23 protein-coding genes and 1 tRNA gene are annotated in these 22,690 nt (G+C 67.0%); 12 read left to right on the plus strand and 12 right to left on the minus strand.

Annotation, left to right across the window (positions count from 1 at the left end; translation table 11 throughout):
* Nucleotides 1–62 precede the first annotated feature (62 nt).
* From J3R73_RS19185 to folP, 5 genes are all read left to right on the plus strand, one after another.
* The gene (locus J3R73_RS19185; RefSeq protein WP_307430411.1) at nucleotides 63–1,259 is read left to right on the plus strand and encodes a benzoate/H(+) symporter BenE family transporter; all 1,197 of its coding nucleotides are present in this window, start codon (nucleotides 63–65) and stop codon (nucleotides 1,257–1,259) included.
* A gap of 202 nt (nucleotides 1,260–1,461) precedes the next feature.
* Nucleotides 1,462–2,826, plus strand: a complete 1,365-nt coding sequence (pabB, locus tag J3R73_RS19190; protein WP_307430415.1) for an aminodeoxychorismate synthase component I — start codon at nucleotides 1,462–1,464, stop codon at nucleotides 2,824–2,826.
* A complete protein-coding gene (locus tag J3R73_RS19195) occupies nucleotides 2,823–3,389 on the plus strand; it encodes an anthranilate synthase component II (RefSeq protein ID WP_307430419.1) in 567 nt (188 codons plus the stop codon). Before pabB ends, J3R73_RS19195 begins: the two co-directional genes overlap by 4 nt.
* A complete protein-coding gene (locus tag J3R73_RS19200; protein WP_307430421.1) occupies nucleotides 3,386–4,273 on the plus strand; it encodes an aminotransferase class IV in 888 nt (295 codons plus the stop codon). Before J3R73_RS19195 ends, J3R73_RS19200 begins: the two co-directional genes overlap by 4 nt.
* A gap of 11 nt (nucleotides 4,274–4,284) precedes the next feature.
* Nucleotides 4,285–5,592: a dihydropteroate synthase gene (folP, locus tag J3R73_RS19205; protein WP_307430424.1), complete on the plus strand. Its 1,308-nt coding sequence runs from the start codon at nucleotides 4,285–4,287 to the stop codon at nucleotides 5,590–5,592.
* 23 nt (nucleotides 5,593–5,615) lie between these two features.
* Here the strand turns inward: folP and J3R73_RS19210 are convergent, their stop codons facing one another.
* Nucleotides 5,616–6,194, minus strand: a complete 579-nt coding sequence (locus J3R73_RS19210) for a PAS domain-containing protein (protein ID WP_307430427.1) — start codon at nucleotides 6,192–6,194, stop codon at nucleotides 5,616–5,618.
* 207 nt (nucleotides 6,195–6,401) lie between these two features.
* On the opposite strand from J3R73_RS19210, the gene J3R73_RS19215 reads away from it, so the two are divergent.
* Nucleotides 6,402–7,151, plus strand: a complete 750-nt coding sequence (locus J3R73_RS19215) for a rhomboid family intramembrane serine protease (RefSeq protein WP_307430430.1) — start codon at nucleotides 6,402–6,404, stop codon at nucleotides 7,149–7,151.
* A 36-nt stretch (nucleotides 7,152–7,187) separates the two neighbouring features.
* On the opposite strand, the gene J3R73_RS19220 is transcribed toward J3R73_RS19215, so the two are convergent.
* From J3R73_RS19220 to J3R73_RS19230, 3 genes are all read right to left on the minus strand, one after another.
* Nucleotides 7,188–7,541 carry a hypothetical protein gene (locus J3R73_RS19220; protein ID WP_307430433.1) on the minus strand — a complete coding sequence of 118 codons (354 nt, stop codon included), beginning with the start codon at nucleotides 7,539–7,541 and terminating at the stop codon, nucleotides 7,188–7,190.
* A gap of 174 nt (nucleotides 7,542–7,715) precedes the next feature.
* A complete protein-coding gene (locus J3R73_RS19225; protein ID WP_307430436.1) occupies nucleotides 7,716–8,135 on the minus strand; it encodes a DUF1489 family protein in 420 nt (139 codons plus the stop codon).
* Between the two features lie 4 nt (nucleotides 8,136–8,139).
* Nucleotides 8,140–8,790 (minus strand): glutathione S-transferase family protein, encoded by a 651-nt coding sequence (locus tag J3R73_RS19230; RefSeq protein WP_370880101.1) that lies wholly within the window; start codon nucleotides 8,788–8,790, stop codon nucleotides 8,140–8,142.
* Between the two features lie 263 nt (nucleotides 8,791–9,053).
* Here J3R73_RS19230 and J3R73_RS19235 point away from each other — a divergent pair, with 263 nt between their 5' ends.
* A complete protein-coding gene (locus tag J3R73_RS19235; protein WP_307430442.1) occupies nucleotides 9,054–9,494 on the plus strand; it encodes a hypothetical protein in 441 nt (146 codons plus the stop codon).
* A 130-nt stretch (nucleotides 9,495–9,624) separates the two neighbouring features.
* Entirely contained in the window at nucleotides 9,625–9,888 is a 264-nt protein-coding gene (locus tag J3R73_RS19240) for a DUF3253 domain-containing protein (protein WP_307430445.1), read from the plus strand.
* 153 nt (nucleotides 9,889–10,041) lie between these two features.
* Here J3R73_RS19240 and J3R73_RS19245 read toward each other — a convergent pair whose 3' ends face one another.
* The gene (locus J3R73_RS19245; protein WP_307430448.1) at nucleotides 10,042–10,788 is read right to left on the minus strand and encodes a glycoside hydrolase family 25 protein; all 747 of its coding nucleotides are present in this window, start codon (nucleotides 10,786–10,788) and stop codon (nucleotides 10,042–10,044) included.
* Nucleotides 10,789–11,015: 227 nt separating this feature from the next.
* Here J3R73_RS19245 and J3R73_RS19250 point away from each other — a divergent pair, with 227 nt between their 5' ends.
* Nucleotides 11,016–11,846: a polysaccharide deacetylase family protein gene (locus J3R73_RS19250; RefSeq protein WP_307430451.1), complete on the plus strand. Its 831-nt coding sequence runs from the start codon at nucleotides 11,016–11,018 to the stop codon at nucleotides 11,844–11,846.
* Between the two features lie 96 nt (nucleotides 11,847–11,942).
* On the opposite strand, the gene J3R73_RS19255 is transcribed toward J3R73_RS19250, so the two are convergent.
* Complete coding sequence (locus J3R73_RS19255) at nucleotides 11,943–12,845, minus strand: c-type cytochrome (protein ID WP_307430454.1); 903 nt, start codon at nucleotides 12,843–12,845, stop codon at nucleotides 11,943–11,945.
* Between the two features lie 1,044 nt (nucleotides 12,846–13,889).
* Nucleotides 13,890–13,974, minus strand: a tRNA-Leu gene (locus J3R73_RS19260).
* A gap of 144 nt (nucleotides 13,975–14,118) precedes the next feature.
* Between J3R73_RS19260 and lipB the strand changes: the two genes are divergently transcribed.
* Nucleotides 14,119–14,889, plus strand: coding sequence for a lipoyl(octanoyl) transferase LipB (gene lipB / locus J3R73_RS19265; RefSeq protein ID WP_370879956.1), 771 nt, complete (start codon nucleotides 14,119–14,121; stop codon nucleotides 14,887–14,889).
* On the opposite strand, the gene J3R73_RS19270 is transcribed toward lipB, so the two are convergent.
* From J3R73_RS19270 to J3R73_RS19285, 4 genes are all read right to left on the minus strand, one after another.
* Nucleotides 14,843–15,274 (minus strand): DUF805 domain-containing protein, encoded by a 432-nt coding sequence (locus tag J3R73_RS19270; RefSeq protein WP_307430458.1) that lies wholly within the window; start codon nucleotides 15,272–15,274, stop codon nucleotides 14,843–14,845. The two genes, lipB and J3R73_RS19270, sit on opposite strands and share 47 nt — an antisense overlap.
* Before the next feature lie 107 nt (nucleotides 15,275–15,381).
* Nucleotides 15,382–16,056, minus strand: a complete 675-nt coding sequence (locus J3R73_RS19275; protein ID WP_307430461.1) for a Crp/Fnr family transcriptional regulator — start codon at nucleotides 16,054–16,056, stop codon at nucleotides 15,382–15,384.
* A 94-nt stretch (nucleotides 16,057–16,150) separates the two neighbouring features.
* Nucleotides 16,151–18,166 (minus strand): acetyl-CoA carboxylase biotin carboxylase subunit, encoded by a 2,016-nt coding sequence (locus J3R73_RS19280; protein WP_307430464.1) that lies wholly within the window; start codon nucleotides 18,164–18,166, stop codon nucleotides 16,151–16,153.
* A 110-nt stretch (nucleotides 18,167–18,276) separates the two neighbouring features.
* Entirely contained in the window at nucleotides 18,277–19,035 is a 759-nt protein-coding gene (locus tag J3R73_RS19285) for a hypothetical protein (protein WP_307430467.1), read from the minus strand.
* 405 nt (nucleotides 19,036–19,440) lie between these two features.
* Between J3R73_RS19285 and J3R73_RS19290 the strand changes: the two genes are divergently transcribed.
* Entirely contained in the window at nucleotides 19,441–20,388 is a 948-nt protein-coding gene (locus J3R73_RS19290) for a VOC family protein (protein ID WP_307430470.1), read from the plus strand.
* A gap of 77 nt (nucleotides 20,389–20,465) precedes the next feature.
* The gene (locus J3R73_RS19295; RefSeq protein WP_307430472.1) at nucleotides 20,466–21,071 is read left to right on the plus strand and encodes an alpha/beta hydrolase; all 606 of its coding nucleotides are present in this window, start codon (nucleotides 20,466–20,468) and stop codon (nucleotides 21,069–21,071) included.
* Between the two features lie 81 nt (nucleotides 21,072–21,152).
* On the opposite strand, the gene J3R73_RS19300 is transcribed toward J3R73_RS19295, so the two are convergent.
* Nucleotides 21,153–22,685: an acyl-CoA carboxylase subunit beta gene (locus tag J3R73_RS19300; RefSeq protein ID WP_307430475.1), complete on the minus strand. Its 1,533-nt coding sequence runs from the start codon at nucleotides 22,683–22,685 to the stop codon at nucleotides 21,153–21,155.
* Nucleotides 22,686–22,690 lie beyond the last annotated feature (5 nt).

A 22,690-nucleotide genomic window follows, 5' to 3' on the forward strand; every position in this document is an offset into this window, starting at 1 on the left:
GGCCGCGCCCGCGGCGCCGGCTCCCCCTCGCGCCGCCACTATGCCGCAAGCCTTGGAAATCCATGCGTTCGCTCCTGTCCGACGTCAGCGCTCAATCGATCGGCACCGGCATCATCACGGCGGTGGTCGGCTATACCAGTTCGGTTGCCGTCGTCATTCACGGCATGGCCGCCGTCGGTGCCTCGCCCGGCGAGATCGCCTCCGGCCTCGCCGTTCTCTGCCTCGCCATGGGCACCTGCGGTGTGATCCTGAGCCTGGCGACCCGCATGCCGATCTCGATCGCATGGTCAACCCCCGGCATGGCGTTGCTGGCAACCCTCAGCGCACCGCCGGGCGGCTTTCCGGCAGCGGTCGGCGCCTTCGTCGTCGCGGGCGTCCTGGTCATGACCGCCGGCTTCTGGTCCCCGCTCGGCAAGTTGATCACGGCCATTCCCCGCCCCATCGCCGGAGCGATGCTGGCCGGCATCCTGTTCAAGCTCTGCCTGGCGCCGGTCACCGCCCTGGGGGAGGATCCCAAATTCGCGGTGCCCGTCATCCTCGCCTGGCTGGTCGTCGGGCGCTTCGCCCGCCTGTGGGCGGCGCCGGCCGCCCTTGCCGTCGCCCTCGCAGCCATGGCTTTCGACGGACAGGGCGGCGGCCAGGCCGTGGCCCTGCCGGCGCTCGAATTCATCCGCCCGACCTTCGACTGGCAGACCCTGATCTCGATTGCCGCACCGCTCTTCGTGGTGACGATGGCCTCCCAGAACATTCCCGGGCTGACCGTGCTTTCGGCCTTCGGCTACCATCCCTCGACCCGGCCGATCTTCCTGCTCACCGGCGGCGTTTCCGCCGCCTCCGCCATATTCGGGGCGCCGACGATCAACCTCGCCGCGATCACCGCCGCGCTGTGCGCCGGCCCCGACGCCCACGCCCGGCCCGAGCGGCGCTATGTCGCCGGCATCGTCGCCGGCCTCGTCTACGCGCTCGGCTTCTCGCTGCTGGCCGCCGTCGCCACCAGCCTCGTCACCGGCTCGTCGCCGATCCTGATCGAAGCGGCGGCCGGGCTCGCGCTCACCGGAGCGCTCGGCTCGTCCCTCGCCGGCGCCGTGCAGGACGAGAAGGAGCGCCTTCCCGCGCTTGCGACCTTCCTCGTCGCCGCCTCCGGCTTCAGCCTGTTCGGCATCGGGGCCGCCTTCTGGGGCCTGTGCGCCGGCCTTGTCGTGCATCTGCTCTACGTCGCAAACATTGGAGCGACAGCGCGCCGAAAAAGCGCTATGTAGGGACAAGTTCGCCCTGGAGGCGAGCCAGATGATCCCAGCGCTTCCACAGGGTTGAGAGGCGCGGGACGCTCGAGGACAGACCCGGAGCGGGCTTCTCGAGCGAGACGAGTTCCGGCGGCTGCCAGGAAAGCCAGCCGGCGCTCCAATCGCCAGACCGTCGGGCGGACGATCCGCATGAAACGCGAGGTGGCGCGCGCACGCCATGATTGTGCTTGAAATTCCCTGGACCGCCCCCCTCGACGCGGCAGCCGCTCTCGCCGGCCAGCCGCGCCTTGCCCTGCTCGACAGCGCCATGCCGCATGATACGCTGGGGCGCTGGTCCTATGTCGCAGCGGCGCCCTTCGGGGTCTTCCGGGTCGAGGACAGCGAGGCGACATGGAACGGCGAGCCCATGGCCGGCGCACCGATGGAGGCCCTGCGAAGCCTGCTGTCCCGCCATGCGCACGCGCCCATCGCCGGCGCTCCTCCCTTCACCGGCGGCGCCATCGGCGCGATTGCCTACGAGGCCGGGCAGATCTTCGAGCCGCGGCCCGGGCTGGCCGGCGCCCACCGGGCGGCGCAGATCGACCTTCCCTTCTACGACCGGCTCTTCGCCTTCGACGTGATCGATCGCCGCGCCTTCGCCATCGCTCCCGACGCGGCGGCAGCGCACCGGCTCTGCGAGGCGCTGACCCGCCCCTCCGAGCCCCGCCGGCCGCCGGCCGGCCTCGACTGGCGGGACAGCCGCAGCCGCGCCGCCTACGAGGCCGAGGTGGCGAGGGTGATCGGCTACATCCGCGACGGCGACATCTTCCAGGCCAATCTCTCCCATCGCTTCTCGGCCACGCCTGCCGGCGGCGCCGATCCGCTCGCCACCTATCTGGCGGTCCGGCGCGCCAACCCGGCCCCTTTCTCGGCGCTGCTCGTCGAGGGCGTCCGCTTCATCGCCTCCACCTCGCCCGAACGCTTCCTGCGGCTCGCCCGTGATCCGCGCGGAGCGGTGGTCGAGGCCCGGCCGATCAAGGGCACGCGGCGGCGCAGCATGCGGCCGGCCGAGGATGCGGTCCTCGCCCGGTCTCTGGCGCAGAGCGAGAAGGATCGCGCCGAGAACATCATGATCGTCGACCTCCTGCGCAACGACCTCTCCCGCGTGTGCCTGCCCGGCAGCGTGGACGTCCCGGTCGTGTGCGGCGTCGAGACCTACGCCTCGGTGCACCACCTGACCTCCGTCGTCACCGGCATCCTCAGGCCCGGCCGCGACATCGCCGACCTGATCGCGGCGACCTTTCCGGGCGGCTCGATCACCGGCGCGCCGAAGATCCGCGCCATGGAAATCATCGCCGAACTGGAACAGGAAGCCCGCGGCGTCTATTGCGGCGCCATCGGCTGGATCGGCTTCGACGGGGCGGCCGACCTCAACATCGCCATCCGTACGCTGACCTTCGACGGCACGGAGCTCTCGGTGCGAGCCGGCGGCGGCATCACGCTCCTGTCGGATCCCGCCGCCGAATATGACGAGACCCTCGCAAAGGCCGAGCGCCTGCTGGGCGCCTTCCGCGAAGCGGCGGGCGAGGAGGCCGCCGCGTGATCCTCATCGTCGACAATTACGATTCCTTCGTCTTCAACGTCGCGCGATATTTCGAGGAACTGGGCGCGCGGCCGCAGGTCGTGCGCAACGATGCCGTGGACGCCGAAGCGGTTACGCGCCTCGGCGCCAAAGCCCTCGTCTTCTCGCCCGGGCCCTGCGCGCCCAAGGACGCCGGCGCCTCGCTCGACCTCATCCGTGCCTTCTCGGGCAAGCTGCCCCTCCTCGGCATCTGCCTCGGCCACCAATGCATCGGCGAGGCCTTCGGCGGGCGGACGGTCCATGCGAGGACGCCGATGCACGGGCGGGCCTCCGCCATCGAGCATGACGGCGGAGGCCTGTTCGCGGGCCTTCCCCGCCCCTTCGCCGCCGGCCGCTACCATTCCCTGATCGTGGAACTCGGCGAGGAAGGTCCGCTGGAGGTGACGGCGCGGAGCAGCGAGGGCGAGATCATGGCTCTCACGCATCGCAGGCATCCGACTTTCGGCGTGCAATTCCATCCAGAATCAATTCTAACGCCGCATGGCCACGCCATAATTCGTGCCTTTCTGGATCATGTTCCGTGAGTTTCCTCATCCATCGCACCATCACGGCAGGCGCTCCGGGAACCCCTCACGTCAGCGCGCTGGATCGCGGGTTCCAGCTCGGTGATGGCGTGTTCGACACCATGGTCGGCTTCGGCGGGCACGGCTTCCTGATCGACCGCCACCTCGACAGGCTGCTAAGCCACGCCGCCGCGATCGGCATCGAGATCGATCGCGGCACCGTGGAAGGCGCCGTGCGCTCCGTGCTGGCCGAAGCCGGCGCACGGCATGCCATTGTGAGGACCACGCTGACCCGAGGCGAGGCCGCCCGCGGCCTGTGGCCGGCGGCGGCGGGCCTGCCGAGCTTGGTGGTGACGGCGCAGCCCTGGTCGGCGAGTCTGGTCGGGCAGCCCGCGCGCCTCGCGGTGTCGGACATCCCGCGCAACCAGCGTTCGCCGCTGGCACGCATCAAGTCGCTCGGCTATCTCGACAACATCCTGGCTGCCCGGCAGGCCGCGCAAGCCGGCGCGGACGATGCGCTGATCCTGAATCTCGATGGGAATGCCGTCTCCACCACCATCGCCAACATCTTCGCCTTCGACGGCGAGACGCTGGTCACCCCTCCGCTGGTGGATGGCTGCCTCGACGGCGTGATGCGCGGCCTCGTGCTGGAGGAAGCCCGGGCGATGGGCCTCGATTGCCGCGAGGCGAGCCTCACATCGACGCTGGTCGCACGGGCGAGCGCCATGTTCCTGACGAATTCGGTACGGCTGGTCCGCCCGGTCAGCGCCTTGGAAGGTCGCTGCTGGGCAGGCCGCGCCTTGGCATCGACGGCCCTCGCCGACCGCATGCTGTCCGGGATTCTCGCGCGCATCGAGCATGCTGCCGCCATCCGGCTCGACATCCCCCCTCGCCCCTCCCCGTGAGCAATGCCCTCATGATCTTCATCGCGCTCGGTGCCAATCTTCCATCCAGCGAGGGTGCTCCGCGCGAGACCCTGCGGCGCGCCGTCTCGGCCCTCGCGGCGCGCGGGGTGAAGATCCGCGCCCGCTCCCGCCTCTATCTCACCGAGCCCGTGCCGCGCTCGCGCCAGCCCTGGTACACCAACCAGATCATCGCCGTGGAGACGGCGCTCGCCCCTGAGGACCTTCTGCGCCTGCTGCTCGACGTCGAGAAGCAGTTCGGGCGCGAGCGCAGCGAACGCAACGCCTCGCGCACGCTCGATCTCGATCTCGTCGCTTACGGACAGGAAGAGATCGCCACGCCGGAACTCACCCTGCCACACCCGCGCATGGCCGAGCGCGCCTTCGTCCTCGCGCCGCTGGCCGACATCGCGCCGGACTGGCGCCATCCCGCGACCGGCCGCACGGTAAGGGCCATGCTCGCCGAGGCCGACACGTCCAATGTTCGCGCGTTGCGGGCCGTCCCCCTTCTGATGGGCGTGGTCAACGTCACGCCGGATTCCTTTTCGGACGGCGGCCATTTCAGCACGGCCGACCGCGCCATCGCCCATGCCCTCGCCTTGATGAATGACGGGGCCGATATTCTCGACATCGGCGGCGAGTCGACCCGCCCCGGTTCCGAGCCGGTCGATCCGGACGCCGAATGGGCCCGCATCGGACCCGTGATCGAGGCCGTCGCCGGCGAGGCGCGGCAAAGGCACAGGCTGGTTTCGGTGGACACACGCCATGCGCGGACGATGGCACGGGCGATCGCCGCCGGCGCGACCATGATCAACGACATCACCGCCCTCGCCGATCCCGAAAGCCGGCGCGTGCTCGCCGGCAGCGACGTTCCGGTGATCCTCATGCATATGCAGGGAGAGCCGCGGAGCATGCAGATCAATCCGGTCTACGACGATGTGGTGGAGGACGTCAGCGACGAATTGCGCCGCGACTGCGATCGCGCCGTCGAATCCGGCATCGACGCATCGCGCCTGTGGCTCGACCCGGGGCTGGGCTTCGGCAAGACGCTGGAGCACAATCTCGCTTTGCTCGATGCGACGCCCCGCCTGCGCGCGCTCGGCTACCCCGTGCTGATCGGCGCCTCGCGCAAGAGCCTCATCGGCCGCGTCGACCGCGACGGCCCGGCCGCCGGCCGGATCGGCGGATCGGTGGCCGCCGCCATCGCCGCCGCGGCCCGCGGAGCCGATGCCGTCCGGGTGCACGATGTCGCCGAAACCCGCCAGGCCCTGGCTGTCTGGAGCGCCGTGGAAGGTGAGAGCCTGTCGGACGCCGGGCGCTGAAGCACGGCCCTGCCGGTTGCCGCTCAGGCGAGGGCTTTGCCGCCCTCGACCAGCGTGAGATGTCCGAAGCGGCGGGCGCCGGCCGGCAAGGCGGGCGCACCGGAAACCGTCCGCGCAAGCTGCGACACCTTCTCGACCGCCAGAATGTCGAAGCGCGCGATCGGATGAAGGCCGATCCAATAGGGCGTCTCGTCGGGCGTGAGGCTGCCGAGAATGCGGCCATTGGCACGGCTGCGATGATGCAGCGGCAGCAGCAGGAGTTCCAGGCCGAGCCTCTCCTCCTGCAGGGTGGTTCCCACGAGGTTGACGATGCAGGCATCGAGATCGTTGGACACGCCGAGGACGAGGTCTTCGAGCGCCCTGCGATCCGCCCAGCGATCGAGCAGCGAAACGCCCCTCAATTCCCTTCCGAGCAGCGCGCACATCCTCGTTCCCGCCAGCCGGAAGGGAAAGGCGCGCGCCCTGTCGACCTCGACGATGAAGGTGTCGCCGAGGACGCGGCGGATGGCGGCGGGATCGATATCGACGCGCTCGGGGGCGGGGCGACTGCCCCGCAGATTGTCCCAATAACCATAGAGATCGCGTGTCGCCGCATTCTTCATCTGTGTTCGTCGCCTGTTTCCCCGCTCCATCGCGCGGATGACGGAAAAACGATAGCACCGGCCACGGGCCCTGCGGCAGAGGGGAGGATGGTTATCAGGTGGAAACGAATTATTAATCTTAACGAAAGGTTAATTCCCGCGATTCGGCATTTGCCATGTTGGCGCTGTTGATTCCGACCTATCCTGCCGCTCCAAGGAGAACGTCGCTTGCCTGCCCCTTCCCGCAACCATGCCGCTCCGCCGCCGGCCTTCAACGTGCCGCCGGTGGTTCTCGTGCTGACCGGCCTTCTCGTCGCCGTCCACGTGCTCCGCAATGTCCTGCCGGAGATGTGGGCCGGCCGGATCGTGCCCTATCTCGCCTTCATGCCCGTTCGCTACCTCACCGACAGCGAACAGTTCGGCCAATGGGCGGGCGGGCATTTCGCCGACGTCTGGACCTTCGTCACCTGCTTCTTCCTCCAGGCCGACGCCGGCACGCTGATCATCAACGGTGCCGCGCTGCTGGTGCTGGGCGCCGCGGTGGCGTGGAGGCTGGGCACGAAACGCTTTCTCGTCTTCACCACGCTTTGCATCGTCGCGGGATCGGTGACGTGCCTCGTCGCGTATTGGGGGCAGCCCGTGGTGATCGTGGGGGCCGGCGGCGGCATTTCAGGCCTGTTCGCCGCCGCGATCCATTTCATCTTCAAGGGCGGCTCGCCGATGGCGGGCTTCCAGGTCGCCGGCGGCGCCGCCTTCCGCCGGCCGGCGTGGCCGCTACGCGACGCCCTGGCCGACCAGAATGTGCGGGTCTGGCTCGCGATCTTCGCCTTCATCAATCTATGGTATGTCGCGAGCTACTACATCCTCGCTTCGGCCGGCGAAACCACGGGCTGGCCGGCCAATATCGGGGGCTTCGCCGCCGGGCTCGTCCTGTTCCGCTATTTCGATCCCAAGCCGCGGCTGAGGCGGGTCGTCTGACGGTGCGTCTCGGCGGAACGCGCCGAGAAAGGATGATCAGTGAAGCCGGTTTCCGGTTTCGAGCAAGGTACGGCCCCGGCTGTGCAGCAATGCGACGCCGATACCCTCGTCGGACCATTTTTCCCGGATCGAGACGAAGCGATCGACCTCGTGATGGTATTCGTCGGCGAGTTCCCGCCACTCCTCGTCGTCGCGCCTGGCCGAGACGAAGCGCTCCGCGGCGGCCGCCATGTCGATATAGGCGAAGGCGGCGGGCAAAGTACGGAACAGCGTCGTTTCACCGGGGGCGATCTCCCCGGTCTCGAGTTCGCGGGCCTGCACCAGGAAGCCATCGGATTGAACGATGACTTCGTAGCACCGGCCCTGACCCTCCGTCGTCGCAATCACCATGGCCACCTCCCCGCTCCGCACGTTCAGGGCCATGATACCCACGCGGAGGGTTTGCTCTGTGCGGTTCTGCACCCAGCATGGTTAATGCTTGGCAAACGGCGGGGTTCCCCGGCCCTGGCGGCCACAGCCAAATTGCCGCACCCCGGCCAGCGGGCGAGGAGGGCCTCGGACCTTCTACACCAACCCGATCGCCCGCAATTGCTGCTGCAGTTCCAGCGGCAGCTCGCCGTCCGGCGCACCCAGGCCGGAGAGGTCAGGCGGCGCGTCGGCAGCGCTGAGGTAACGCCAGCCCTGAAACGGGCCGCGCGGACGGGGATCGACCGGCACGACCCGCGGTTCGAGAAGGATATCGCATCGCGAGATGCCCTCCTCGTCCCGGCGCGCGCGCAGGTCGAGGATGCGCTGGCGGCACGACAATTGGCCTTTGATGACCCAATAGAGAGATCCCCCGTCGAGGATCGCCTCGCGGTTCTTCGGCATCATGCGGGTGGTGTGGATCTGCTCCCCGGACATGCGCATCCGCAGAGCGATCCACTCCTCCAGATCGGCGATCGATTCGGCTCCCACGCACAGCTTGATGAGATGCAGCGTCATATCCTCACGCGACAGCATCGATATCGGCGATGATCTCGGTCTCGGCCAAGGCGGCTTCTTCCCATTCGCGCCACATCGGCGTCGCCATCACCGCGTCCATATAGCGCCGCACGATCGGCGGCACGGGTATGTCGTAGACGTGCAGGCGGTTGACCACCGGCGCCCACATCGCATCGGCATTGCTGAAGGCTTGCCCGAACAGAAAGGCCCCGTCCCTGCCGAAGCGGGCGCGGCAGCCGGCGATGAGATCGATGACGCGCTCGACATTGGCCTGGACATCGGCATCGAGCGCGATGGAGGCAGGTCTGCGCTTGATGTTCATCGGGCAGGCACGGCGCAAAGGCAGGAAGCCGGCATGCATCTCGGCGCTGATCGAACGCGCATGGGCTCGCTCCCCCGGGTTCTCGGGCCAGAGAGCCGGTGCGACCTCCGCGAGATATTCGAGGATGGCGATCGATTCGAACACGATGGTGTCGCCGTCGATCAGAGCGGGCACGCGGCCGTTGGGCGACTGCACCCTGATGAGCGCCGCCGTTTCGGGACGGCGCAGCCAGATCATCTCCTCGTCGAAGGTGATGCCGGCCGCCTTGGCCGCCAGCCAGGGACGCATCGACCAGGAAGAATAATTCTTGTTGGCAATGACGAGCTTCACGATGTTCTCTCCTTGATCGCGCCCAGCATGGCGCTTGACCTGCGCCGGCGCAAACGGAGAACGGAGCCCTTCAACACCTCAGCAGTGGGCTCGGCGCGTCGGAGCGGGCGATCGGTACTGGGCGGGAACAATGTCGCACGCACTTCGTTCATGCCGTGGCCCTTTCGTGGCGGAAGATTGCTATCATCGTCCCGAATCGTATCCCTGCCGCCTCTCGTATCAAGCGTTCGAAGCCGCGTTCAGCAAGGCCAATCGAGGAAACATCCATGAGCAGAAAAATCATCATCGCGAGCCTGTTGGCTGTTGGTCTGGCCGGTTGCGCGACGGATGGCTATGACGGCGGCTATGGCGGCGCGCCCTATTACGACGAGCCGGCCTATGTGGTGCCCGGCCCCGCCGTGTATTACGGCGGTGGAGGCTATTACCGGCCGGGCTATCCCGGCTATCGCCCTGGCTACCCCGGCTACCGTCCCGGATATCCCGGGCGTCCGCCGCGGCACCGGCCGGGGAACTGGCCCGGTCACGGTGCAGGTCCCGGCCCGGGCCCGGGTCCCGGCGCAGGTCCTGGCCCAGGCCCAGGCCACGGCATGAAGCCCTGGAACGGTCAGAGGCCGGTCATCCAACAGCAACCCGGCGGCAGGCCGATGATGCAGAACCAGCCCAATGGCGGAGGCCGTCGCCCCTATGTCCGGCCGCCCATAGAATAGGCTTTCCTGCGCCCGGGTCCTTCGGGATTCGGGCGCCGGCATCGTCGGCAGAGCAGGCGAATCGGCTGCGGAGGGTTAACAAGGGTCCGGTTGGGTGTCGTGGCACGACGCGTCAGGCTGAACGGAACCGATGGTGGACAAGCAACTTCTGGAAACGACCCTGCTCGACATGGTGCGCGCCTTGCCGGTAGGCAAGACGCTCGCGCCGAGCGATGTCGCGCAGGCGGTGGCCGGAAAGGCCGCCGATCAATGGGGCCCCTTGATGCAGCCGATGCGGCGCATCGCCGTGCGGCTGGCCAAGGAAGGGCAGCTCGTGATCTATCGCAAGGGCGATACGGTCGATCCCGACGATTTCAAGGGCGTCTATCGTCTCGGTGCCGTCCGGATCGACTGACGTCGACGCGAGGTGCATTTGGGCACAGGATGCGTTTGCGCGGAAACGGCCTGGCTTTGTGCTCGAACCTTGCCGCGCCGGCCTTTGCAAACCGTGCCGGGCCTCTCTTCCCGCAGGACGGGTGGCCGGCACTCACCCTAATCGGTGTTCATGCTAATTGCTGCTCATGGCCCTGAGGGAAGCCGCCTCGCTGCCCGCTGCGGCGATGCTCCCGGTCGCCATGTTCTGAGCGAGGAAATCCTGCCATTGCTGCTCGGTCCCGGCGAAGGCGTTGCGGTCGACCTTGCCCCTCACGCCGGGCACCCGGCCGGTGGCGGTGTATTGCCAGAAGGCCCAAGGGCGCTTGCCGTAGCGCTTGGTCGGAAAGCCCGCCACCGAGCGAAGCCAGAAGGGATAATCGTCGAGCGCGCCGGTCAGCACCTCGCGATGGAAGTCGACCGTCGTATAGACGACCGGCTTCTTGCCGTAGAAGGCTTCCATCTCCCGCAGGAACTTCGCCATGTCTCCGCGGATCTTGGCAGGCGGAGGACGCAGTTTGCAGGTGGGCGACAGGGCGTTCCATTCGATGTCGAGCACCGGCGGCAGGGCGTCGGGCGCCGGCGGCACATGGGTCTTGAACCACGCGATCTGGTCCTCGACCGGCCGGCAGAAATAGTAGAAATGATAGGCGCCCGTCGGAATGCCGGCGGCCCGAGCCCCGTCCCAGTTGGCGCGGAACATCTCGTCGTCCCGGTCCCCGCCCTCGGTCGCCTTGATCCAGGCGAAGCGCACGCCACCACCGGCCGCGGCCTGCCAGTCGATGCGGCCCTGATATTTGGAAACATCGATGCCATGAACCGGGTAATCCGCCGGCTGCGGATAGGCCTGCTCGACGGTGGAGCAGGCGCTGATCGTCAGCATGGCGACAGCCGCGAATCCGAACCGCACATGGCGAAATAGCGATCGCATTGTTTGACAACCTGATATCGATGGCCGCGCCGGCGACCGTTCATGACCGGGAAAGCACGATAGGCCGAGAAACTTAACTGCTTCTCACTACGGACACAAAATCTTCAGGGAGTGAAGGGCCTTTACACCAAAGCCAAACGAATCACCCGTCCAATCCTCTCTCTTAGCATATCCATGCCATGAAACGCCTGTTGCTCGCCGCCGCGCTGCTCTGCGCCACTGCCTCGACCTCATCCGCCTGCGGCCCCGACGCGCTCGGCGTGTCCCGCACCCTGCCCGTGGGCACGCTCGGGGGCGGCGAGGTCGGCCTCAAGACCTATCCCCGCACCCTCCGGCTCGAACCGGGCGAAGTCGTCCTCACCTTCGACGACGGGCCGGCGCCGGGCCGCACCGAGAAGGTGCTAGATGCCCTCGCCGCCGAATGCGTCAAGGCGACGTTCTTCATGATCGGCCGCAACGCGGCAGCCGCCCCGGCCCTGGCGGCCCGTGTCGCCCGCGAAGGCCATACCATCGGCTATCACTCGATGACGCATCCGATCATGCGCGGCCTCGCCTTCGACGCCGGCAGGAAGAACATCGAGGACGGCTTCCATGCCGTCGACAAGGCTGTCTACGGCGTCGCACGCGACGAGCCGCATTCGCCCTTCTTCCGGTTTCCCGGCTTCGCCGATACGCCGCAGCTCGACGCCTGGCTGGCCTCGCGCGACATGGTGGTCTTCGGCGCCGACCTCTGGGCCAGCGACTGGGAGCCCGAAAGCTCCGATGCGGAACTGAAGCTGATCTTCGAGCGGCTCGCCAGATCCAAAGGCGGCATCGTGCTGCTGCACGACATCCAGCCCCGCACCGTCGCGATGCTGCCGACATTCCTGCGGGAATTGAAGAAGCGGGGCTACCGCGTCGTGCATTTCGTTCCCGGCCCCGGCCCGCTCGAGACCCGCGAGGCGCCGCCCGGCTGGTTCTCGCAGACCGATCGCATCATCAAGGGGCGCAAGGCGGCCGGAGCGGGCTGAACCCGCCTCGCGCCGGCGAGGCTGCATTCCGCCGGCCGGCCATTCCAAGCTCCACGGCTTCGGATCGCCCTTCGGTCCGAAGCCGGCCAGCCCCTCTCAGTGGCGATGCGCCGCCATATAGCCGAGATAGGCGATGACCGTATCGATGTCCCCGTCCTTCAGGACCGACGCGTCGAAGCCATGCATCTTCATCTCCGGCCAGATCCGCACCGAGCCGGGATTGCGGATGAGGGCCTTCAACGCCCAGGGCTGCCAATATTCGGTCGGATTATGGGGTATGTTGAGATCGGGCCCCAATGTCGCGTCACCGCCGCCGTTGAGCCGGTGACAGGCCATGCATTGGGCAGCGAAGAAATTCTGGCCGGTGCGGATCGGCGAGTCGGCCGGCACCTCGTTGCCCACCATGATCTGCGGCCATTTGGTGGCATTGACGGGCACGGCGTGAATCGAGGCGAGCATGTAGGGCCACTGCTCGCTGGTCACGCCCGATGCCGCCGGATCGAGCCATACCAGATAGAACGGGCCGATGGCGGCGCCATCCGGCGTCTTTTGCCAAGGCTGCCCCGGTGGCTCGATGGCGACCCACGGCACAGCCGCCTTGCCTTCCGCAGAGACCAGGTTCGACGGCAGATTGGTGACGTAGCCGTCCGTCCCGGTGACCTGCAGAGCCTGGTCCGCCGGCAGGCCGTCGGCGCCGAGCAACGCCCGCAGCGGCACGGCCCGATAGGTCTTGGCGCGATGATACGCCGGATCGTCCGGCACTTGTATGGTGGTGACATCCGGCCGGGCCAGCAGCTCCTCGGTCGTCAATGTCTTCTTCGAGCCGACATCCACGATCAGCTCAGCCGCAAACAGCGGCGAAATTCCCAGCAACACGCTTGCACAGAGCAGAGCGCTCACGAGCCAACGGCCCGAACTTGCCTGCATGGTTCCCCTCCCCGCAGAATTCGAACGAGATCTCGATACCCTATTCCGATCTCCCCCGAGATCGATGACCAACGACGTACACCGGCCACGCCAGCGACGGAAATCAGCTTTTCGAAAGTGTCGAGTGCTCCGATGGTGTGGAGTTCTTCTTCCTCAGATCGTCGCTCCCTTATCGGGAGCGGCCAAAATATAGCTCTCGCGCTTTTGTTTTCAGGCTGAAGAAGAGTTGGTCCGGTCAAGAGCACTCGAACCATCGTGCAGTACGACTGTCTTTTGATAATCAGTAAGTTAGGTTTATTTTCTAGCTGAACTGTGTACGCAGCAGTAGACGCTTGTCAAGCCGGTGAAAGGATTATTCTTCCAAAAAGGAACCGGCACTTCAAAATGAACCGGGGGGTTCGAGAGGATATGGCAGAAAAGCGTGCGTCCTATATCCCCCTGCTCCGCCAAATCGGCTCAACAGCCGCAGATCGGCTTTCGAGCCACATGGTATCGTCCGTTGCCATGCGGGTTGGGAGACTGTTCGCAATGTTCTGGAGCGATGACGGCTCTCGGCCCTGATGTCGAAATTATCCTGCCGTCCTCCCTGCTGCTCATATCTCGATGCCCTCGCGTGGTCCGGACGCGCTGGCACTGCGGATTGCAGTTGCACTACGGGATGCCGCGCCCAATCCGAGCGTCTTTGTAAAGCCGAGTCGTTTCGAGGATGAATGTGAGGTGCGAATCGCGTTCGCCATGAGCAAGGACGTCGATGACTATCCATCGGCTACCAGTCCGACCCTGCTCAAATTTGTTGAACGCTTGCCGTGATTCTGGTGGCGCTCTCGAACGATCTGCTCGTCGTCTGAGCTTTCTCCGACGCGCGGGGCGAAGTGCTCGGCGGGGACCGCTCCATCAAGGAGCGTGACTCAATCTCGCCGGCTCGCACCCGAATGGCGCAATGCACCTCTATGACCTTGGAAAGGGCCGCCGCTGTCGACGCGATCAGGAGCAGGGCGGCGGGGCGAGCCAGGGTGTCGCCATTCGAAGGCGCATGTGGCCGCTTCGTGTGTCATCGCAACGCCGGCCTAAGTCGCTGATTTCGCTTAACCCCTTCTCCCGTCAAGGAGAGGGGGGTGGTGCGGTCAAGAGGACTCGAACCTCCACTGGTTGCCCAACTAGCACCTCAAGCTAGCGCGTCTACCAATTCCGCCATGACCGCGGTTGCTTCGGGAAGCGCAGAAGCAGAGCGCCAGCGACCCGAAGCGGCGCATCGTCTAACAGATCGCCAGGGGGTCCACAAGCGCAATCGCTGCTTTTTGCAACAATCGCCCGCAGCCCTTGCCGGAGGCCGAAATCAGCCGATATGAGGAGGCTGAACGCCTGTGGACCGATCTCAGTGGCCAGCCGCAACACTCTCGACATCCCCTTCCTGCCCCGCCCCGATTCGCCGCCCGTCGACTGGCTGGTCCTTCCCGGCCTGATGCCCTATGAGGCGACCGTGGCGGCCATGGAGGCCCGTGCGGCCGCGATCGCCGACGGCAAGGCGCCCGAGTGCGTCTGGCTGCTGGAGCACCCGCCGCTCTACACGGCGGGCACGTCCGCCCAGAAGACGGACCTGGTGCAACCCGGCCGCTTCCCGGTGCACGAAAGCGGACGCGGCGGGCAATATACCTATCACGGGCCGGGCCAGCGGGTCGCCTATGCCATGCTCGACCTCAGCCGCCGCCGCCAGGACGTCCGCCTGCTGGTGGCGTCGCTCGAGGCCTGGCTGATCGGGACGCTATGGTCCTTCCATGTGCGGGGCGAACGGCGCGACGACCGCGTCGGCGTGTGGGTGAGGCGGCCGGAACGCGGGGACGGCGCCGAGGACAAGATCGCGGCGATCGGCATCCGCCTGCGGCGCTGGGTGTCGTTCCACGGCATCGCCCTCAATGTCGATCCCGATCTCGAGCATTTTTCCGGCATCGTGCCCTGCGGCATCCGCGACCATGGCGTGACCAGCCTGGTCGACCTCGGATTGCCCGTGACGATGGCGGATGCCGATCTGGCGCTGCGGGCCGCCTTCGAGCCGATCTTTGGCCCGACCTCTACCGCAGCCGGGCCAGCGGCGCTGGCGGACCTTCGCCGGGAATGATGGCGAGCGCGATCAGCCATCCGGCCATCGGCCCGCTGAAGAGCGTGGCTTTGGCCAGCGCGCCCGACCAGGACGCCATCGCGGCGCGGTCGAGGAGAAGCATGGCGAGCGCCATGGCGGCGAGATAGAGCCCGAGGAAGGCGACGATCGTCAGGCCCGACCAGCCGAAATCGTGCAGGCGCTTGCGGGAAAGGCTGAGGGCCGACCAGGCGAAGACCACCACGAAGGCGAAAGAGGCGACGCCCGACGGGCCTGTCCAGCCGTTCATGACATGATCGACGCCCATCGCGGCAGCAATCAGCAGCATCGCCCCGATGGCGAACATGGAGCGGCCGATCGCACCGGAGGGCGACAGCAACAGACGTATGAGGGCGATCGCCAGCATCATCAGTCTCCGCAGGGTGACTTCACTATTGGCATCAAGCCATTAACGGGCGGTTTCGATATTTCGATTCAGCAGCGGCCGCCGCCCGATGCCCCCCTCGGCACCGATCAGAGGCGGCGGGTCGTCGCCCGCATCTTGTCCGCGAGGCCGCCGCCGATGCGCCGGTACAGCGCGGAGGCGATCTGCTCGTCGCGCCGGCACAGGACCTTCAGCTCCGCCTGGTCGAAGGCCAGCACCCGCACCGTCTCCTCCGCGGTCACGGTCGCGGTCGCCGGCCCGCCGGTGGCGAAGGATACGTCGCCGACGAATGCCCCTGCCCCGACATGGGCCACCAGCTGGCCCTTCACGCGGACGGCCGTCTGCCCCTCGCAGACGAAGGTCAGATCCTTCACCGGCTGGCTCTCGGCGGTCAGTACCGTCTCCGGCAGCAAGGTCCGCCATTCGGCCGTGCGCAGCAGCTGGGCCACTTGCGCCTTGTCGAGGTCGCCGACGATCGGCTTGAGGAAGGCCTCCTGGTCGGCCGAGAGCTTCAGGCTGAAACGGTCCCGCAGGATGAGGCCGAGCTGGACGAGATTGATCAGGATGAAGGCGCTGTCCCAGACGATGCTCGGCCAGACGGCGGACCCGCTGAGCAGGAAATAGACGATCTCGAAGCCGATGCCGACGACGGCCGCCAGCCTCAGCCAGAAGATGTTGGTGAGCAAATAGGATACGGCGATGACCGCATAGGCGAGATGTCCGGGAACCGCTCCCCAACTGAAGAACTGATCCCAAATGTCCAAGGCACCCCTCCGGCCGAATGTCCCGGCAAGCGCCGGGGATGAAAGCGCGGCGCCCGCACCGCGCGGAGACGGCCTCCCGGTCGCACCGCGGCGATCAGGCGAATTCCATGATCACGGCGTCGACCGACAGCGTGTCGCCCGGCTTGACGCGGATCTTCTTCACCGTGGCGTCCCGCTCGGCCCGCAGCACGTTCTCCATCTTCATCGCCTCGACGACGCACAGCGCCTCCCCCGCCTTGACGTCCTGGCCCTCGGCGACCTCGATGGTCCGCACCAGTCCAGGCATCGGACAGAGGAGAGCGGCCGATGCCGCCGCCAGCGCCTTGACCGGCATCAGGCGCACGAGCTCCGCCTCGCGCCGCGTAAAGACGCGGATCTCGGCGGCGGTGCCGCGATGGGCGAGCATGACGCCGTTGGCGATCGGCCGGACCAGCATGGCAGCCGCCTCGCCGTCGATCATGCCCGACCAGACGGGCTGGCCCGGGCGCCACTCCGAATGGAGGGTCACGATATGATCGGCATGGCCCTCTTCGCCGAAGAAGGTGATCTGCCATCCGCTGCGGGCGTCGTCGACCTCGACATTGAAGGAGAGGTCACCCATGACCGCCACGCGCGCGCGCTCGAACGTCACCGGCCGTCCGCCCATCTGGCCGCTGATCTGCCGCTTGCGCAGATTCTGGAGGTGGTCGATCATCGTCGCCACGGCGACGACGTGGCCGGCCACCATGCCGCGGGGCGGAGCGATGCTGAAGCCGCCGGGAAACTCGTCGGCGATGAAGGCCGTCGACAGATGCCCCTCCCGCCAGCGCGGATGCTGCATCAGGGCGGCAAGGAAGGGAATATTGTGGCGAATGCCCTCGATGGCGAAGCTGTCGAGGGCGTCCGACATCGCGGCGATGGCCTCGGCCCTCGTCGCCGCATGGGTGCAGAGCTTGGCGATCATCGGGTCGTAATGGATCGAGATCTCGCCACCTTCGAACACGCCGGTGTCGTTGCGGACGACGACGCCCTTCTCCCGGCGTTCGGCCGGCGGGCGATAGAGGGTGAGGCGCCCGATCGAGGGCAGGAAATTGCGCAGAGGGTCCTCGGCGTAGACGCGCGATTCGATGGCCCAGCCGTCGAGCCTGACATCCTCCTGGCGGAAGGCGAGTTCCTCTCCCGCCGCGACGCGGAACATCTGCTCGACGAGGTCGATGCCGGTCACCAGCTCGGTGACGGGATGCTCGACCTGGAGGCGGGTGTTCATCTCGAGGAAATAGAAGCTCCTGTCCTGCCCGGCGACGAACTCCACCGTCCCCGCCGAATCGTAGTTCACGGCCTTGGCGAGAGCGACCGCCTGCGCGCCCATGCGTGCGCGGGTCTCCTCGTCGAGCAGGGGCGAGGGCGCCTCCTCGATCACCTTCTGGTTGCGGCGCTGGATCGAGCATTCGCGCTCGCCCAGATGCACGACATTGCCGTGCTTGTCGCCGAGCACCTGGATCTCGATGTGGCGCGGCTCGACGATGAACTTCTCGACGAAGACGCGGTCGTCGCCGAAGGAGGCCTTCGCCTCCGAGCGCGCCAGGCGGAAGCCCTCTTCCACCTCGGCGGCGGAATAGGCGATGCGCATGCCCTTGCCGCCACCGCCGGCCGAGGCCTTGATCATCACGGGATAGCCGATCGCGCCGGCGATCTCGACGGCCTCGGCGGCGTTCTCGATGATGCCGAGATGCCCCGGCACGGTGGATACGCCGGCGGCGGCCGCCGCCTTCTTCGATTCGATCTTGTCGCCCATCGCGGCGATGGCGGCCGGATTGGGACCGACGAAGACGATGCCGGCCTCGGCCAGGGCGGCGGCGAAGGCCTCCCGTTCCGACAGGAAGCCATAGCCGGGGTGGACGGCATCCGCACCCGTGGCCCTGCAGGCGGCGATGATCCTATCGATGCTCAGATAGGATTCAGCGGCCGCCGGCGGCCCGATGAGGACCGCCTCGTCCGCCATCTCGACATGCAGGGCGTCCCGGTCGGCCTCCGAATAGACGGCGACGGTCGCGATGCCCATGCGGCGCGCGGTCTTGATGATCCGGCAGGCGATCTCGCCGCGATTGGCGATCAGAACTTTCGAAAACATGCCGGAATGCCACCTGGGGAGCCATGGAAGGAGATCCCCCTTTCTAGGCAAACGGCGCGGATTTGACCATCCTTCAATGAAGCCGTGCCGGCTTGGGAACCGGTGCGCCTTCAGAGCATCTGGGCGATCGGCGTATCCCAGTTGCTGCCGGCCATCTGGTGCGGATCGACCAGCGCCAGCAGGGCGCGTTCGGCGCGGCTCACCCGTCCGTCATGCTGGATGCGCCGCTGCAGCCAGGCGCTGTCGCGTTCGGCGAGCGTGACCGGCGTCGTCAGGGCCAGTCCGTTGGTCCGATTGGGACGGTTGGCGGCAAAGAGATGGGCCTGGATCGCCTCGGCGAACAGCCCGTCCCAGGCCGGATCATTGGCGCCGGTGCAGGCCTCCGCCATGTCGAACAGGATTTCCGCCTCGGGACGCGAGATGATCCGGCGCTTGTCTCCCCTGGCGACCTGCAGAAGGCGGGCGATCATGGCGGTGTCGGCCGCATCGATCACGCGGGAGAAATGGATGCGCCCGCGGGCGGCCGGTCCCTCGCCGGTCATCGCCGCATGCTGGATCTGGCGGAGGGCGAAGGTCGCCAGCGGCCCCGGAACGCTGTCGGCCCGCTCGATCACCCGCACCAGGAGTTCCAGTTCAGCCGCGTTGAGGACGAGCCCCTCGCCGCCGTCGAGCATGGATTGCAGCCACTCTCCCTGTTCGGGCGACAGGCCGCCGCCGGGTTCGAGCCCGTCGAGAAGATAGCTCGTCAGAATCTCGGCGAAGAGGTCGTTGAAGTCGGCGTCGGCTCCCGCGAGCACGCCCTGCAGAGCGAAGAGCGCGTCGGCATCGGCTCGCGTCGCCCTCCCTGCTTCGAGCCATGCTTGTCGCATCAGCGGGACTTCATCCGGTTCCAGCGCCCCGCGATCGAGCGCCGGTCGGATCAGGACAGCGAGAGATGACGACACCATAACCTAAGCCTTGCATTGGGTTCGCGCTTCCCGGAAGCGCCTCGTGAGGCCCATTCTGGGCCGGGATCACTCAAAGCGGTGTTAATGGCGTCAAGTTAGAGCAGGCTCGTGGCCAAAGGATGTGCTGTTCGCCACAAAGCTATGGTATTGCTCAGACGCAAACCAGACTTGCAGTTCTTTGCATTATCGCAAACGACATCATCTTCAGTCACGAAGGCCAACCGAGCCGGAAACACCGTCTCGGGCACGAAGGCCGACATGAACCGCCTCCTGCATCCTCATTCCCGATAGGCCATCACGCAGGAAGGCAAAGCCCAAGGGGTTGCCATGACCACGACCACCAGATCCGGCGCGGAAGGTGCCGGCATCCATCACATCACCGCGATCACCGGCGACGGCCGCGCCAATATCCGCTTCTACCGCGACGTCCTCGGCCTGCGCCTCGTCAAGCGCACCGTCAATTTCGACGATCCCACGGCCCATCATCTCTATTTCGGCGACGCCACCGGCAAGCCCGGCACGATTCTCACCTTCTTCGCCTGGGCCGGTGCCCATCGCGGCAAGCCGGGCACGGGCGAAGCCCAGACGATCGCCTTCCGGGTACCGGAAGCGTCGCTGGATTGGTGGCGCACCCATCTAGGAGAACTCGGCATTCCCTTCGCCGCGGAAAGACGCTTCGGGGAGGAACTGGTCGCCCTGACGGACCCCGACGGCATATGCCTCGAATTGGTGGCTGCCGGGCCGTCCGACCCTGATGCCTGGGTCGACAGCGCGGTCCCGCCGGTTCACGCCGTCACCGGCTTCCACGGCGTGACGCTGCATGTCGGGCCTGGCGAGGGCACGGCCCGCGTCCTTTCCGACGTTCTCGGCTTCGCCGGAACGAAGGAGGACGGCGACCGCCGCCGCTTCAGCACCGGCAGCGACACGGTCGGTGGCCATGTCGACGTCGTGGTCGACGCCAAGCGCGTGCCTTCGAGCATGGGCGCCGGCTCGATCCACCACGTCGCCTTCCGGGCCGCGGACGATGCCGCGCAGGCGGCGATGGCCGAGGCGCTGCAGGAAATGCGCGTCGGCACGACGGAGCAGAAGGACCGGACCTATTTCCGTTCCATCTATTTCCGCGAGCCCGGCGGCGTGATCTTCGAGATCGCCACGGACGCGCCGGGCTTCGCCATCGACGAAAGCGTGGAGACGCTGGGCACCGCGCTCAAGCTGCCGCCGCAATATGAGGCCTATCGCGGGAAGATCGAAGCCGCCCTGCCCGATATCGACTGAAGCAGGACGCTTCAGTCGGCGGCCGGGAAGGCGGGCACCGCGTCCGCCTTCCCGGCCTTCATGCCCGAGGAAATACCATGACCTCCCGACTTTCCCATATCCACCGGTTCGATGCCGGGACGGACAAGCGCCCTTTGCTCCTGCTGCATGGAACCGGCGGCGACGAGCACGACCTCATCGACCTCGGCCGCGCAGTCGCCCCCGGCGCCCCCCTGCTCTCCCCGCGCGGGCAGGTCAGAGAAGGCGCGGCCAACCGCTTCTTCCGCCGCCTCGCCGAGGGCGTGTTCGACATCGCCGATCTCAAGGCGCGGACCCAGGCCCTGGCCGACTTCACCGCCGAGGCCCGCGCCGCCTACGGGCTGGAGCCGCCGGTGGCGCTCGGCTTCTCGAACGGCGCCAATATCGCGGCGGCGCTGCTCCTGCTCCGGCCGGAGGCGCTGTCCGGTGCGATCCTGCTGCGTGCCACGCTGCCCTTCGAACCGGATACTTTGCCGGACCTCGCGGGCAAGCGCGTGCTGCTGCTCTCCGGCCGCGCCGATCCGCTCACGCCCGTCGCGACATCGCAGCGCCTCGCCGCTCTGCTGGCGCAGGCGGGGGCCGACGTGCGGCATGAACTGCTCCAGGCCGGCCACGGCCTGGTCCAGCAGGACCTGGCGCTGGCAAGGCAATGGTGGGCCGAGTAGCCGGGGAGCGCGGGCATCCCTGTCTGCTCTTTCCGCAGGCCCGGCGCTTCCCGGAGCGGGCAGGGATCTGCCCGCTCCCCGTTACAGCGGGATGTTGTCGTGCTTCTTGCGAGGGGCCTCGACATGCTTGTGCCGCAGCATCGCGAGAGCCCGCGCCACGCGCTTGCGCGTCTGCGAAGGCTCGATCACCTCGTCGATATAGCCGCGCTCGGCCGCGACGAAGGGCGAGAGGAAGCGGTCCTCATATTGCTTGACGTGGTCGGCGATCTTCTCGGGATCGGCGACGTCGGTGCGGAAGATGATCTCGACGGCGCCCTTGGCGCCCATCACGGCGATCTGAGCCGTCGGCCAAGCATAATTCACGTCGGCGCCGACATGTTTGGACGCCATCACGTCATAGGCACCGCCATAGGCCTTGCGCGTGATCACCGTCACCAGCGGCACCGTCGCCTGCGAATAGGCGAACAGCAGCTTGGCCCCGTGCTTGATCAGGCCGCCATATTCCTGCGCGGTGCCGGGCAGGAAGCCGGGCACGTCGACGAGGGTGACGATCGGGATCTCGAAGGCGTTGCAGAAGCGCACGAAACGCGCGCCCTTGCGGCTCGCATCGGAATCGAGGACGCCGGCCAGCACCATCGGCTGGTTGGCGACGATGCCGACGGTCCGCCCCGCGATGCGGGCAAAGCCGGTAATGATGTTGCGCGCGAACTTTTCCTGGATCTCGAAGAAATCGCCCTCGTCGGCCAGCTTGGCGACGAGTTCCTTCATGTCGTAGGGCTTGTTCGGGTTGTCCGGCACCAGCGTGTCGAGCGAGGGCTCCAGCCGTTCCGCATCGTCGAAGGACGGCAGCTCCGGCGGCCCCTCGCTGTTGTTGGCCGGCAGGAAGTCGATCAGGCGGCGCATCTGCAGCAGCGCCTCGACATCGTTCTCATAGGCGCCGTCCGCCACCGAGGAGCGCACCGCATGAATGGAGGCGCCGCCGAGTTCCTCCGCCGTCACCGTCTCGTTGGTCACCGTCTTGGTGACGTCGGGCCCGGTCACGAACATGTAGCTCGTGTCCTTGACCATGAAGATGAAGTCGGTCATCGCGGGGGAATAGACGTCGCCGCCGGCGCAGGGGCCCATGATCAGCGAGATCTGCGGAATGACGCCGGAGGCCAGCACGTTGCGCCGGAACACCTCGCCATAGCCGCCGAGCGCCGCCACGCCCTCCTGGATGCGGGCGCCGCCCGCATCGAACAGGCCGACGATCGGCGCCCGGTTCTTCAGCGCCATGTCCTGGATCTTGTTGATCTTGTTGGCGTGGGTCTCGGAGAGCGAGCCGCCGAAGACGGTGAAGTCCTTGGCGAAGACGAAGATCTTGCGCCCGTTCACGGTTCCCCATCCGGTGACGACGCCGTCGCCGGCGATGCGCGTCTTGTCCATGCCGAAATCGACCGCACGGTGTTCGACGAAGGCATCGAACTCCTCGAAGGAGCCGGCATCGAGCAGGAGTTCCAGCCGTTCGCGGGCGGTGAGCTTGCCCTTGGCGTGCTGCGCGGCGATGCGCTTTTCGCCGCCGCCCATCAGGGCCTTCGACCGGCGCGTTTCGAGTTCGACGAGAATATGCTTCATGAACA

This window comes from Labrys monachus, from assembly GCF_030814655.1.
Classification (GTDB): Bacteria; Pseudomonadota; Alphaproteobacteria; order Rhizobiales; family Labraceae; genus Labrys; species Labrys monacha.